Genomic DNA, 15,142 nt, shown 5'->3' on the forward strand with positions numbered 1-15,142 from the left:
ACTTAAAGACAAAATTGGAAGAATCTATTAAGTGGATAACAGACTGTGATTTTTATATAAGTTTACGGTGTTTTTAAATTTCGGATTTTACAAAAACACAATTGTCATTAAATTTTCACTAAATAACCAGAAAAAACTATTAATTTTACGCAATAAAAATACTAAAAAATAAAAACCATATCCTATAAAACAATGTATATAAGATGTTGCTTTATGAGTCTATTTTAGATGTTGAAAAATAAATTAATCTTACCGCTTTGCCACTTCTATGTGCCTATTAAATTAGGTTTTTAGTGTTCTGATAAAATATCAACAAGATAGTGTGTAATAATTTAAATATTTTCAGATACGAAATATAGCAATATACATTGTGTGGGTTAAAAAAGAATAAATTAGTGTATAATAACAAAAAAATATAATATGACGTAAAAAATAAAATTTAAATAATTACTTCACAATTTATTTTTCTAAGTGAATTGTTTTACTAAAAAATGGGTCATAATTTTGAGATTATAGTCTTACGATCTTTAAAAGATAGAACGTTTCGATTACATTAATTTTTTAGTTTATTACGGGTATTGTAGGTTGTATTTAACCTTATCAAGAAGGTAAAAGTCTTATTGAAATCAATATAGCTTTTGGTTATATCTTTTTAGTCTTAATAATAATAAGTTTATTTTAGAACATTAAAGAGATAATATTTTAAGTAATATAATATGTGAAAAACATATTTTTAAAACCTTATTCTAAAATTTAAAATTTAATATATGGTCGAAAAAATACCAAAAACATTTAGACATAAATTTAGAAGCTTAATTTTTCTAATTTGTCTTACCACATTATTCTTTTTACCTGTTCAAAAGTCATATTCGCAATGTGGAACTGGTTTTCAGCAAGGAGGCTTTTTGATGAATGTAAGCAATAAGATTTATTCTGTTAATATTAGAACAGGTAAGTCTACTTTTATAACTACTAGTCCTTTTGTAAGTGGAGTAGGATTGGCAGGTCTGAATTCTTTTGCTACTGATGCGGCAAATAGAGTAATGTATTATACCGATACTAATAATAATGTATCTAATGCTGCTTTGTATGCTTACAATATAGCTACTAATACGCATGTTGTAGTATCTCCAAATGTCACAGCCCAAGGGATAACATTAGGAACAGCAGGTGTAGGTTCTGGAGGAGCCGCTTTTGATGGAGGGTTTTTATATTTGGCGATAGAACAATCCCTTACAGGGACGACTAATCCTGATACAGTAATTTATAGATGTACGATGTCAGCTGATGGTTTGACATTAGTTAATGCTATACCTGTAATCCAGATTGACGAAGCGGATTCTATGGGAGATTTTGCTGTTATAGGAAATCTAATAGTTAGAACTTCTGGTGGTCAAATTTTTGAGTATACAATACCAGCAACTTACAACTTTGGTACCAATACAGCAGCTTCTACTACAGTATCAGGAAGTAATACTTATATATCTCAAATAGCGCAGGATCATCTGAATAATTTATGGCTAGTTGGAGATAGAGTTAGACAATATGATCCAGCTACTCATACTATCTCAGGAACAGAAGTAAATACTACATCTGATGGGATTTCTGATATAGAATCTCCATTTGATGCAGGTGGATGTGTTGCTGCAGATGCTGTTATAGGAGGTAGGGTTTACAGAGATAATAATAATAATGGTATTTTTGATGGTGTAGACTTAGGAATAGCTGGAGTAACAATTGATATTTATGATGATATAAATAAGAATGGAGTTGTTGATGGAACAGATCTTTTACTAACAACTGTTACTACTGGAGTAGGAGGTTTTTATACTGTAAACAATTTATTACCAGGTGATTATAATATAAGGATAGCTGATACAGGAAATATTATCGGAGGAAGTGCTATTTCAACTACAGGGGGTAGTACACAATCAGAAGAATTATCCATATCAGAATCAAATTTAACACATGATTTTGGATATTTTACCCCTAATTCAAATTTAGGGATAACAAAAACAGTAAGTAATGCTACACCAAATGTAGGTAGTAATGTAACTTTTACACTAACAGTGACTAATGCAGGACCAAGTACTGCAACGGGAGTTACCGTAAATGATTTACTTCCATCGGGATATACTTTTGTTGGTAGTTTACCTTCTGTAGGAACGTATAATTCAGGTACGGGAGTTTGGACTATTGGTACATTAGCAAATGGAGCTATAGAAACATTAAATATTGTAGCAACGGTTAAAGCTACGGGGAGTTATGCAAATACAGCTACTGTGACAGGAACTGAAGTAGACCCTTCATTAGGTGATAACACCTCAACGAGTATACCTATTCCTAAAAATGTAATAGATGCAGTAAATGATCCATTGGTTACAGTTGTAAGTCTAAATACACCGGTTGTTGTTCCAGTAAACGTAACAGCTAATGATAAGATAAATGGAGTAGCAGTAACCCCAGTTAATACCAATGTAACTCCTGTTACAAATGGTTCATTAAGTGTAGATGCAAATGGAAACATAACAGTAGCGGCAAACACTCCATCAGGAGTTTATAATGTTACATATCAATTATGTGAAGCAGATTTAGTTACGGGCTTAAATATAACTCCAGCAAACTGCGATACTGCAACTGCCATAGTAGAAGTTAAAAACGACTTAATAGCTAAGAATGATAATTTAGGTACGATTGCTACCTCAGCCACAGCAACTACAGTAGCAGGAAGCGTTTTAGCCAATAATGGAAACGGAGCCGATACATTAAATGGCGTTGCAGTAACCACAGCCAACACAGATGTAACCCCTGTTACAACAGGTCCTATCCGTATTGATGCAGATGGTAATGTAACGATCCAGCCAGGTACAGCAAGTGGTACATACACAATTCCTTATACAATTTGTGAAACAGGAGCAACCCCAGTAAACTGTAAAACAGCCAATATAACTGTAGAAGTTAAAAACGAATTAATAGCTAAGGATGATAATTTAGGAACCGTAGCCACTTCTGCCACAGCAACTACAGTAGCAGGAAGCGTTTTAGCCAATAATGGAAACGGAGCCGATACGTTAAATGGCGTTGCAGTAACCACAGCCAACACAGATGTAACCCCTGTTACAACAGGTCCTATCCGTATTGATGCAGATGGTAATGTAACGATCCAGCCAGGTACAGCAAGTGGTACATACACAATTCCTTATACAATTTGTGAAACAGGAGCAACTCCAGTAAACTGTAAAACAGCCAATATAACTGTAGAAGTTAAAAACGAATTAATAGCTAAGGATGATAATTTAGGAACCGTAGCCACTTCTGCCACAGCAACTACAGTAGCAGGAAGCGTTTTAGCCAATAATGGAAACGGAGCCGATACATTAAATGGCGTTGCAGTAACCACAGCCAACACAGATGTAACCCCTGTTACAACAGGTCCTATCCGTATTGATGCAGATGGTAATGTAACGATCCAGCCAGGTACAGCAAGTGGTACATACACAATTCCTTATACAATTTGTGAAACAGGAGCAACCCCAGTAAACTGTAAAACAGCCAATATAACTGTAGAAGTTAAAAACGAATTAATAGCTAAGGATGATAATTTAGGAACCGTAGCCACTTCTGCCACAGCAACTACAGTAGCAGGAAGCGTTTTAGCCAATAATGGAAACGGAGCCGATACGTTAAATGGCGTTGCAGTAACCACAGCCAACACAGATGTAACCCCTGTTACAACAGGTCCTATCCGTATTGATGCAGATGGTAATGTAACGATCCAGCCAGGTACAGCAAGTGGTACATACACAATTCCTTATACAATTTGTGAAACAGGAGCAACCCCAGTAAACTGTAAAACAGCCAATATAACTGTAGAAGTTAAAAACGAATTAATAGCTAAGGATGATAATTTAGGAACCGTAGCCACTTCTGCCACAGCAACTACAGTAGCAGGAAGCGTTTTAGCCAATAATGGAAACGGAGCCGATACGTTAAATGGCGTTGCAGTAACCACAGCCAACACAGATGTAACCCCTGTTACAACAGGTCCTATCCGTATTGATGCAGATGGTAATGTAACGATCCAGCCAGGTACAGCAAGTGGTACATACACAATTCCTTATACAATTTGTGAAACAGGAGCAACCCCAGTAAACTGTAAAACAGCCAATATAACTGTAGAAGTTAAAAACGAATTAATAGCTAAGGATGATAATTTAGGAACCGTAGCCACTTCTGCCACAGCAACTACAGTAGCAGGAAGCGTTTTAGCCAATAATGGAAACGGAGCCGATACATTAAATGGCGTTGTAGTAACCACAGCCAACACAGATGTAACCCCTGTTACAACAGGTCCTATCCGTATTGATGCAGATGGTAATGTAACGATCCAGCCAGGTACAGCAAGTGGTACATACACAATTCCTTATACAATTTGTGAAACAGGAGCAACTCCAGTAAACTGTAAAACAGCCAATATAACTGTAGAAGTTAAAAATACTATTGACGCTATAGACGATGCCAAAGTAACCGTTACCTCAGGAAGTAATACACCCAATGTAACGTTAAACGATAAGTTAAACGGATCAAACGTTACCATAGGTACAGCAGCAGGTCAAGTAAGCCTAACAGGAGTAAACGTTCCAGCAGGCTTAACATTAAATGCCGATGGTACCATTACAATAGGCGCTACCACACCAAGTGGCACATACCAAGTAGAGTATCAAATCTGTGAAAACGGAGCAACTCCAGTAAACTGTGATAAAGCAATTGCTATAGTAGAAGTTAAAAATACTATTGACGCTATAGACGATGCCAAAGTAACCGTTACCTCAGGAAGTAATACACCCAATGTAACGTTAAACGATAAGTTAAACGGATCAAACGTTACCATAGGTACAGCAGCAGGTCAAGTAAGCCTAACAGGAGTAAACGTTCCAGCAGGCTTAACATTAAATGCCGATGGTACCATTACAATAGGCGCTACCACACCAAGTGGCACATACCAAGTAGAGTATCAAATCTGTGAAAACGGAGCTAACCCAGTAAACTGCGATAAAGCAATTGCTATAGTAGAAGTTAAAAATACTATTGACGCTATAGACGATGCCAAAGTAACCGTTACCTCAGGAAGTAATACACCCAATGTAACGTTAAACGATAAGTTAAACGGATCAAACGTTGACATAGGTACAGCAGCAGGTCAAGTAAGCCTAACAGGAGTAAACGTTCCAGCAGGCTTAACATTAAATGCCGATGGTACCATTAAAATAGGCGCTACCACACCAAGTGGCACATACCAAGTAGAGTATCAAATCTGTGAAAACGGAGCTAACCCAGTAAACTGCGATAAAGCAATTGCTATAGTAGAAGTTAAAAATACTATTGACGCTATAGACGATGCCAAAGTAACCGTTACCTCAGGAAGTAATACACCCAATGTAACGTTAAACGATAAGTTAAACGGATCAAACGTTGACATAGGTACAGCAGCAGGTCAAGTAAGCCTAACAGGAGTAAACGTTCCAGCAGGCTTAACATTAAATGCCGATGGTACCATTAAAATAGGCGCTACCACACCAAGTGGCACATACCAAGTAGAGTATCAAATCTGTGAAAACGGAGCTAACCCAGCAAACTGCGATAAAGCAATTGCTATAGTAGAAGTTAAAAATACTATTGACGCTATAGACGATGCCAAAGTAACCGTTACCTCAGGAAGTAATACACCCAATATAACGCTAAACGATAAGTTAAACGGATCAAACGTTACCATAGGTACAGCAGCAGGTCAAGTAAGCCTAACAGGAGTAAACGTTCCAGCAGGCTTAACATTAAATGCCGATGGTACCATTACAATAGGCGCTACCACACCAAGTGGCACATACCAAGTAGAGTATCAAATCTGTGAAAACGGAGCTAACCCAGCAAACTGCGATAAAGCAATTGCTATAGTAGAAGTTAAAAATACTATTGACGCTATAGACGATGCAAAAGTAACCGTTACCTCAGGAAGTAATACACCCAATGTAACGTTAAACGATAAGTTAAACGGATCAAACGTTACCATAGGTACAGCAGCAGGTCAAGTAAGCCTAACAGGAGTAAACGTTCCAGCAGGCTTAACATTAAATGCCGATGGTACCATTACAATAGGCGCTACCACACCAAGTGGCACATACCAAGTAGAGTATGAAATCTGTGAAAACGGAGCTAATCCAATAAACTGTGATAAAGCAATTGCTATAGTAGAAGTTAAAAATACTATTGACGCTATAGACGATGCCAAAGTAACCGTTACCTCAGGAAGTAATACACCCAATATAACGCTAAACGATAAGTTAAACGGATCAAACGTTACCATAGGTACAGCAGCAGGTCAAGTAAGCCTAACAGGAGTAAACGTTCCAGCAGGCTTAACATTAAATGCCGATGGTACCATTACAATAGGCGCTACCACACCAAGTGGCACATACCAAGTAGAGTATGAAATCTGTGAAAACGGAGCAACTCCAGTAAACTGTGATAAAGCAATTGCTGTAGTAGAAGTTAAAAATACTATTGACGCTATAGACGATGCCAAAGTAACCGTTACCTCAGGAGGTAATACACCCAATATAACGCTAAACGATAAGTTAAACGGATCAAACGTTACCATAGGTACAGCAGCAGGTCAAGTAAGCCTAACAGGAGTAAACGTTCCAGCAGGCTTAACATTAAATGCCGATGGTACCATTACAATAGGCGCTACCACACCAAGTGGCACATACCAAGTAGATTATCAAATCTGTGAAAACGGAGCAACTCCAGTAAACTGTGACATCGCAATTGCTATAGTAGAAGTTAAAAATATTATTGACGCTATAGACGATGCCAAAGTAACCGTTACCTCAGGAGGTAATACACCCAATATAACGCTAAACGATAAGTTAAACGGATCAAACGTTGACATAGGTCCAATATTAGGTCAAGTAAGCCTAACAGGAGTAAACGTTCCAGCAGGCTTAACATTAAATACCGATGGTACCATTACAATAGGCGCTACCACACCAAGTGGCACATACCAAGTAGAGTATGAAATCTGTGAAAACGGAGCTAATCCAATAAACTGTGACATCGCAATTGCTATAGTAGAAGTTAAAAATATTATTGACGCTATAGACGATGCCAAAGTAACCGTTACCTCAGGAAGTAATACACCCAATGTAACGTTAAACGATAAGTTAAACGGATCAAACGTTACCATAGGTACAGCAGCAGGTCAAGTAAGCCTAACAGGAGTAAACGTTCCAGCAGGCTTAACATTAAATGCCGATGGTACCATTACAATAGGCGCTACCACACCAAGTGGTATATACCAAGTAGAGTATCAAATATGTGAGAACGGAGCTAACCCAGCAAACTGTGACATCGCAAATGCTATAGTAGAAGTTAAAAACCCGATAGTATTGGGAGGACCAGATAAAGAATTAATAGTGTCAGGAACTACAGGAACAATTTCAATTTATAATAATGACACATTTAATGGAAAACCATTATCATCTACCATAGGAACAGGAGTAGGTCAAGTAACAGTCACAATAACAGGATTACCACAAGGAATAACACTTAATTCTAATGGAACAATTACAGTAGATAATACGGTTGACAATAATACATATACCTTTACTTATACTGTTTGTGAAAATGGTGCTTTAATTCCAAATTGTGTTACACAAACAGTTGTTATAGATGTTTCAGCTAAAGTTGACGCAAATAATGATGAATTTGTAACAACTAATGGAGGATCAGGTTTAGTAGCAGGAAATGTTTTAATTAATGACAGCATAAACAACTTAAGTCAAGGTTCTGCAACAATTAATAATGTAGTGCTAAGTCAAATTACTTTAGCACAGCCAGTAATTACCGTGCCATCAAAATCTCCAGTGCCATATTTAGATGCTGCTACAGGAAGAGTAATTGTACCAGCAGGTACACCAGCTGGAACCTATACTTTTGATTACAAAGCATGTTTACTAATTAAACCAGGTATTTGTGATACCGCTACAGTAACTGTAAGAGTAGAACCATCAAACAAAGAGGAATTTGTTATTTACAACCACATGACTCCTAATGGAGATGGGAATAACGATGTATTCTTTATAGACGGAATAGATAAATTTCCTAATAACTCAGTAGAAGTTTACAACCGATGGGGAGTATTAGTATATGAGGCAAAAGGATATAATAATAATGATCGATCATTCCGAGGCATATCATCAGGACGAGTTACGATCAAACAATTAGAAGAATTGCCAGAAGGAACATACTATTATATGTTTAAGTACGAAGATACTAAAGGTATGCCCCAAGAAAAAGCAGGTTATTTATATATCAATAGATAAAGAATTAATATACCTCCGTCTTTAGGGCGGAGGATATTTAAAAAAGAATATGATATGAAAAACAAAATTATATATTTACTACTTTTAATGAGTGGAATTAGTTTTGCTCAACAAGAAGCACAGTATACACAATATATGTATAACACTGCCAATGTAAATCCCGGTTACACAGGTACCCGCGGTTGTTTTAGTGCTTTAGTAATGCACCGCTCCCAATGGGTAGGATTAGAAGGAGCCCCAAAGACAAATACAGTTGCAATGAGTACCCCCTTAGGTCTTAACAATAGGATGGGATTAGGAGTAAGCGTTATAAACGATAAAATAGGTCCTTCAGATGAAAATGCAATATCAGTAGACCTAAGTTATAATATTAACACTACAGAAAACTCTAAATTGTCTTTTGGAATAAAAGGAACAGCTAATTTTTTTAGTGTTGATTTTAATAAGACAAAGATTCATAATGTATCAGATGGTTTGATAAGACAAAATGTAGACAATCGTTTTTTCCCAAATATAGGAGCAGGAGCATTTTGGTATTCAGATAAGACCTATGTAGGACTATCCATCCCTTTTATATTAGAACAAAAATACTATGATAACGATGTTCAATACGTAGCCAGTGAACGTATGCACCCTCATTTAATAGCAGGACACGTATTTCGCCTAAGTAGTGAAGTACAATTTAAACCCACAACGATGATTAAATATGTAAATGGAGCCCCATTACAAGTCGATTTATCAGGGAATTTTTGGTTTAATGAAAAATTTTCATTGGGAGCCGCCTATCGTTGGAGTGCAGCATGGAGCGCTATGGCAGGATTTCAAATTAACGATTCTTGGTTAGTAGGATATGCCTACGATCGAGATGTTACCAGATTAGGAAATTTTAACTCTGGTTCACACGAAATATTTTTACGTTATGAATTGTTTAAACGTGTAGAAAAAGTGGTAGCCCCACGTTTCTTCTAAAACTATTATTATGAAAAGAATAATTTTATTTACTGTATTAGGATTGTCTTTGAATGGAATATATGCACAAGAGAAAAAAATCATAAAAGCAAGTAATCACTATAATGGTTTAGCATACGTCGATGCAATTGGCACCTATTTAAAAGTAGCTCAAAAAGGATATAAATCAAAAGAGTTATTTCAACGCTTAGGAGATTCCTATTACTACAATGCTAAATTTACAGAAGCCCATAAATGGTATACTGAATTATTTGCTTTAGGTGAAACAGTAGAACCTGAATATTACTATCGTTATGCACAAACCCTCAAATCGGTAGAAAATTACAAAAAAGCCGATGAATATATGGATAAATTTTATCAATTAACATCCAAAGATACAAGAGCCAGTATTTATAATAATCAAAAAGATTATAAAAATATTATCGCAAAAAATTCTGGACGTTTTGAAATAAAACCAGTAAGCATTAATGGCAGTTCTTCCGATTATGGTACAGCATTCTATGGAAACAAAGTACTTTTTGCATCCACTAGAGATACCATTGGAGTTTTCAAAACAAAAGCAAAATGGACAGGAAAATCATTTACCAACCTGTATGCTGCTGATAAAAATGAAACAGGAGACGATCTTATTAATACAGCTCGTTTTGCAAAAGAAATCAATTCCAAATATCACGAAGACTCTCCCGTTTTCACCAAAGATCTAAAAACAGTTTACTTTACCCGTAATAATTTCAATGAAGGAAAAGTAGGAAAAGACGATAAAAAAGTCATCAATTTAAAGATCTATCGAGCTAATTTAAATACAAAAGGAGAATGGATTAATATAACAGAACTACCATTTAATAGTGATCAATACAGTGTAGCACATCCCGCCTTATCCCCTGACGAAAAAACCTTATATTTTGCCTCTAATATGCCCGGAACATACGGGCAATCCGACTTATTCAAGGTAGCTATTTTAGGAGAAAACAGTTATGGAACCCCTATTAACCTAGGAAATACAATCAATACAGAAGCCAGAGAAACCTTTCCTTTTATAAGCGATAAAGGAGTATTATATTATGCAACCGATGGACAACAAGGACTAGGAGGATTAGATATTTACGCAACACAATTAGATGATAAAGGAATGGTTACTAATTTAGTAACCAATGTTGGATCCCCAATAAATGGTCCCATGGACGATTTTGCTTTTATCATAGACGAAAAAGGAAAAGGCTTCTTTTCCTCAAACCGTTCAGAAGGCAAAGGTTTAGATGACATCTATAGTTTTATAGAAAAATCCCCATTAAATTTAGAAATCCAACACCAACTAACAGGCATTGTTACAAACTCCGAAACAGGAGAAGCAATTCCAGAAGCAACCGTAACATTATATGATGAAAAATTTAAAGAAATAGAAAAAGTTCTAGCAGACAACAAAGGATTTTATGATTTTAAGAAAATTCCTGCGGGTAAAAAATATTATGTACGAGCAGAAAAAGAAGATTATGAAACCAAAGAAAAACCAGTAGAAATTCCAAATAAAACAGGAAAAACAAATTTACCTATAGATACTGCCAAAAAAGTAAAAGAAATAAAAGAAGGATCCGATTTAGCCAAAATATTTGAAATTAAAATTATTTATTTTGATCTAGATAAATCATTTATTCGTCCTGATGCAGCAGTAGAATTAGCTAAAATTTTAGAAGTGATGAAACAATACCCCACCATGAAAGTAGACGTTCGATCACATACTGACTGTCGTCAAACCGCAGCTTATAATGCAAAACTTTCAGATCGTAGAGCAAAAGAAACAGTGGCTTGGCTCATCAAAAAAGGTATTGCAAAAGATCGTTTAACAGGTCGTGGTTATGGAGAATCACAATTAATGAATAATTGCGGTTGTGAACCAACTAATCAATCTTCTTGTACAGAAGAACAACATCAAGAAAATAGAAGAAGTGAATTTATCATTGTAAAAATGTAATAAAAAAAGGTGTCTTAAAAAAATATTTTCAATCAAGAGGAGTCTAAAACAAAAAATTAGAAGAATCACCTAGATTATCTCCTACCTGAAGTGATAAATTATATTTTTAGGACACCACTTTTTTTCTTTGACGTTCTATTATTTTAAAAATTTATTATAAGATTAATAATCAAAATACCAATTAAATATATCGGAGCGTAGACCTAAAGAAAACCAAGTTGTGTTTTCATTAAAAGCTTGATTCGTATTTAGTGTTGGTTTAAACGAGCGGTACACTAAATTAGCAAACAACTTTAAATTGGTATTTGGATTTAATAAATACCCAGCATTTAGATCCGCAATTATTATTTTAGTTTTATTACCTTGTCCTATAACTACTCCATTATCTGCCGAGCGATCTAAATCATAATCCTTATATATATTGGAGCCATAATTTTTTTTATCTGTTACTAAATCAAGATCAAAACCTCGTAAACCGAAATTAAATTTAGCTTCAGCAAATAATCGCCCTTTTGTATAACGAGCAATGGCTACTATTTCGTTTAGATTTGATCCCCAATTATGTCCCATACTTTGATTATTATGTCCATAATTCGTAATTACTTCACTATGAGAATACACATAAGGGCGTACAATATTTAGTTCTGCTTGTAAATATAAATTTTTAACGCCAAAAGCATTATAATATTTTCCTCCCAATTGATAGGCTATTTTATTACGCCAACTGTTTTTTCCTCCAAAAATATCGCTCACGGCAAATTCATCAATGAATAATTGTCCATAAGTATTAAAACGGTTAGTCCATTTATATTTGGCTGTTAAGCCTATTGCTGCATTACCACTTTTAGAGGAAGAGGTAAATTCTACTGAACGATAAAAAATAATTGGATTGACAAAATTTAAATCAAAACCTCTATTATTTGTATTAGACCAAACAACTGATTCAAAAAATCCAATATTCAAACGTTTAGAAGCATTCCAACTTAAATAATGGTTAGCCATATATTTAGTGGCATAAGTTTTTTCTGCTGTTACTTCTGGACGCACATCTTTTAACCACATATAAGTATTGGTATACTTAATTTTCCAAAAACTAGTATTTATTTTAACAAATGGATACGGACTAGCGGCATCGCCTTCTAACAAGGAGCGATATCCATCTCCAATAAAATTACGACTGTATCCTAATTGAATATTCAAATGATCGGAAGAGGTGTAGGATATAATAGCATCAGCAGATGGAAAGTCAAACTGATTTCCTCTAAAATCTTTAGCTATTCCTATACCTGGAATTATGGCTGGATTACCGCCTGATGGTTTTTGGGAAATAGCTAAGCGATTATAATAGTCTGCAAAGAAGCCTTGACTTTCGAAAATAGAAGAAGTAAAAGTTAAATTTTCTCCTAAAGCTCCTTGTATTTGTATAGCTCTTGTGTTATTATAGGTGTAACCAGCTTTCTCTGGTGATGTTTTGCCTATGCGCAAATCCCATATAGGATTTAAGGTAAACCAATAGCCTTTTCCTTGAATAGCTACTAAATTTTCATTAAAAATTTTACGTCCCCACCAGTTTTTTTTATTGATTAGGATACTTTGATTCTTTTTTTCAAAATCATAATAACGATCAACTTCTTTATAGGTTAGCGGCTTGGATGCTGTATGACTATTCGTTCCCACTTGATTCATATAGTTATCAAAATTAGCGTAATAACTATGTGAAAATGGGATATTTAAATTACTTTTAAACTGTGGATTATTAAACTTTTGATATTCTTTTTCTACATTATCAAGTTCTGTTAAATTTTCTTTAGCTACATCAGAAATAATATTTTTGTTTTCTGCTTTTTCAAATGGTTTCCCTTTTAAAAAAGGGTAAACCATTGTAAATGTGTATCTAGCATAAGTTGGGATTCCATTATAGGTGGCTGGAGTTATAACAGGCAAAGAATTAAAAACTCTTTTGGTTTCTGCAATTAATTCGGGATATAAAGCATCAACATAAATTATTTTAAAATGTCCTTCTTCATCTACTTCAAAGAGTGTAATTACTTTTCCTGAAGAATTATTAGATGTTAATTGTAAAGGCATTTTAAAATTATTGTATATAAAATCTTCTAATTGAAAATGAAAACATTTTTCTAATTCTGATTCAGATTTTTGAATACATTGAGGAAAAACGGGAAACTTTTCGTGTTTAGTTTCTTGAGCTAAACTAGAAGTTATTACTAACAAAAGAGTAAATAAAATTCTCATTCGTAAATATGATTAATAAACACCTGTGGTAGATAATCCTTCAACTATTGTTTTAGCGGCGGAAGTACCTATTCTTTTAACACCTAATTTAATCATGTTATTTGCCTCTTCTATATTACGAACTCCTCCAGCGGCTTTTACAGGAAGTGGAGATGAATTTTCTAACATCAGTTTTATGGTGTGAATTGTTGCTCCATTTGGTTTTCCATCAGTTGTTGGATAAAAGCCAGTTGAAGATTTTACAAAAACTTTAGAATATTCTGATTCATTAAAATTTGCAACAATGGTATTACGAATTAGACTAGAAATTTGAATAATATGATCATCTGTTAAAGCAGCTACTTCAATAATAAATTTCACAACTTTATTATTTGAAAGTCCTAATTGGGTACACTGGATAATTTCTTCTTTTATTAATTCTATTTCTCCTTTTTTAAAGGCTTCATAATTTATTACATAATCTAACTCGTCTACTCCGTTTTGAATTGCTTGTATGGCTTCTTTAATTTTTGATTCTACTGAATCTGTTCCAAAAGGAAAATCAATAACGGTACCAACAAGAACTTCTGAATTTTGTTGATCAATCATTTTTCTAGCTATACTTACATATTCAGGACGAATCATTGCTAATTTAAAGCGTTCTTTTATAGCTTCTTCAATAGTTTCAATTACTTTTTTTGTGTTTTCTTCATTAGTAAGTCCTGCTTGTTCTGCCTTTTTTAAATAGGTAGAATCTAGATATTCTCTAACGTTCATATTTTTTATTTTTTTGATAAAAATAAAAAATCTTAATTAAGCACGAACTGCTTTTAATCATTTTATTTTTTAAAAAAACGATAAGAAAGAATAGCCGAGCTTATGGCACCCAAACTATTTGCAATGATATCTTGAATTTCAGCCGAACGATTAATTGTTAAAAAAGCTTGACCTATTTCAACCAAAATGCTAATTAATATGGCAATAATTGTTAAAACAATTACCTTTTTTAAATTCAAGTCTTCGCTTACTATTATATATCTAATCCATAAAAAAACAAAGACAAAGTAGAATACAAAATGCACTACTTTGTCTTCATTTGGAAAAGTATATTTAGGATTTAGTGTTGGTGCCTTAAAGCTTAAAAAAAGAATTAAGAAAGTCCAACATAAAGCCAACCAAATAGATTTTTTTTTAGGCTCCAATAAGATTTTTATAATCTTCACTTGATAATAATCCTTCTATTTCAGATGTATCTGAAATTTTTACTTTAATCATCCAAGCAGCTCCATAAGGATCCGAGTTTACTAATTCAGGATTAGACTCTAATTCTTCATTGAATTCGATAATTTCACCAGATAATGGTAAAAATAAATCTGAAACTGTTTTTACTGCTTCTACTGTTCCAAAAACTTCGTCTTTAGTTAGTGTTTGATCTAAAGTGTCAACCTCTACATATACAATATCACCAAGCTCTTTTTGAGCAAAATCTGTGATTCCTACTGTGGCAATATCACCATCAACACTCACCCATTCGTGATCTTTAGTGTACTTTAAATTAGTTGGTATGTTCATTGTTTTTTATTATTTATGA

General features: G+C 34.3%; 7 protein-coding genes. 3 read left to right on the forward strand and 4 right to left on the reverse strand.

The genetic code is table 11. From position 1 onward, the window contains the following. Positions 1-767 precede the first annotated feature (767 nt). From AWN65_RS12430 to AWN65_RS12440, 3 genes are read left to right on the forward strand one after another with little or no spacing between them, the layout of a single operon-like run. On the forward strand, positions 768-8,381 hold the full coding sequence (locus AWN65_RS12430; protein ID WP_060383456.1) for a T9SS type B sorting domain-containing protein: 7,614 nt from the start codon (positions 768-770) through the stop codon (positions 8,379-8,381). A 54-nt stretch (positions 8,382-8,435) separates the two neighbouring features. After that, a complete protein-coding gene (locus tag AWN65_RS12435; RefSeq protein ID WP_060382883.1) occupies positions 8,436-9,350 on the forward strand; it encodes a PorP/SprF family type IX secretion system membrane protein in 915 nt (304 codons plus the stop codon). A gap of 10 nt (positions 9,351-9,360) precedes the next feature. Then, positions 9,361-11,319, forward strand: coding sequence for an OmpA family protein (locus tag AWN65_RS12440; RefSeq protein ID WP_060383457.1), 1,959 nt, complete (start codon positions 9,361-9,363; stop codon positions 11,317-11,319). Positions 11,320-11,481: 162 nt separating this feature from the next. Here AWN65_RS12440 and AWN65_RS12445 read toward each other — a convergent pair whose 3' ends face one another. The 4 genes from AWN65_RS12445 to gcvH all read right to left on the reverse strand — a co-directional run bounded on the left by AWN65_RS12445 (position 11,482) and on the right by gcvH (position 15,123). After that, a complete protein-coding gene (locus AWN65_RS12445; RefSeq protein ID WP_060383458.1) occupies positions 11,482-13,572 on the reverse strand; it encodes a hypothetical protein in 2,091 nt (696 codons plus the stop codon). A 12-nt stretch (positions 13,573-13,584) separates the two neighbouring features. Then, on the reverse strand, positions 13,585-14,328 hold the full coding sequence (gene deoC, locus AWN65_RS12450) for a deoxyribose-phosphate aldolase (RefSeq protein WP_060383459.1): 744 nt from the start codon (positions 14,326-14,328) through the stop codon (positions 13,585-13,587). A gap of 62 nt (positions 14,329-14,390) precedes the next feature. Then, entirely contained in the window at positions 14,391-14,726 is a 336-nt protein-coding gene (locus AWN65_RS12455) for a VanZ family protein (RefSeq protein WP_158447616.1), read from the reverse strand. A gap of 16 nt (positions 14,727-14,742) precedes the next feature. Continuing rightward, positions 14,743-15,123 carry a glycine cleavage system protein GcvH gene (gene gcvH / locus AWN65_RS12460; RefSeq protein ID WP_060383461.1) on the reverse strand — a complete coding sequence of 127 codons (381 nt, stop codon included), beginning with the start codon at positions 15,121-15,123 and terminating at the stop codon, positions 14,743-14,745. Between the last annotated feature and the right edge of the window lie 19 nt (positions 15,124-15,142).

It is taken from the genome of Flavobacterium covae, from assembly GCF_001534645.1.
Classification (GTDB): domain Bacteria; phylum Bacteroidota; class Bacteroidia; order Flavobacteriales; family Flavobacteriaceae; genus Flavobacterium; species Flavobacterium covae.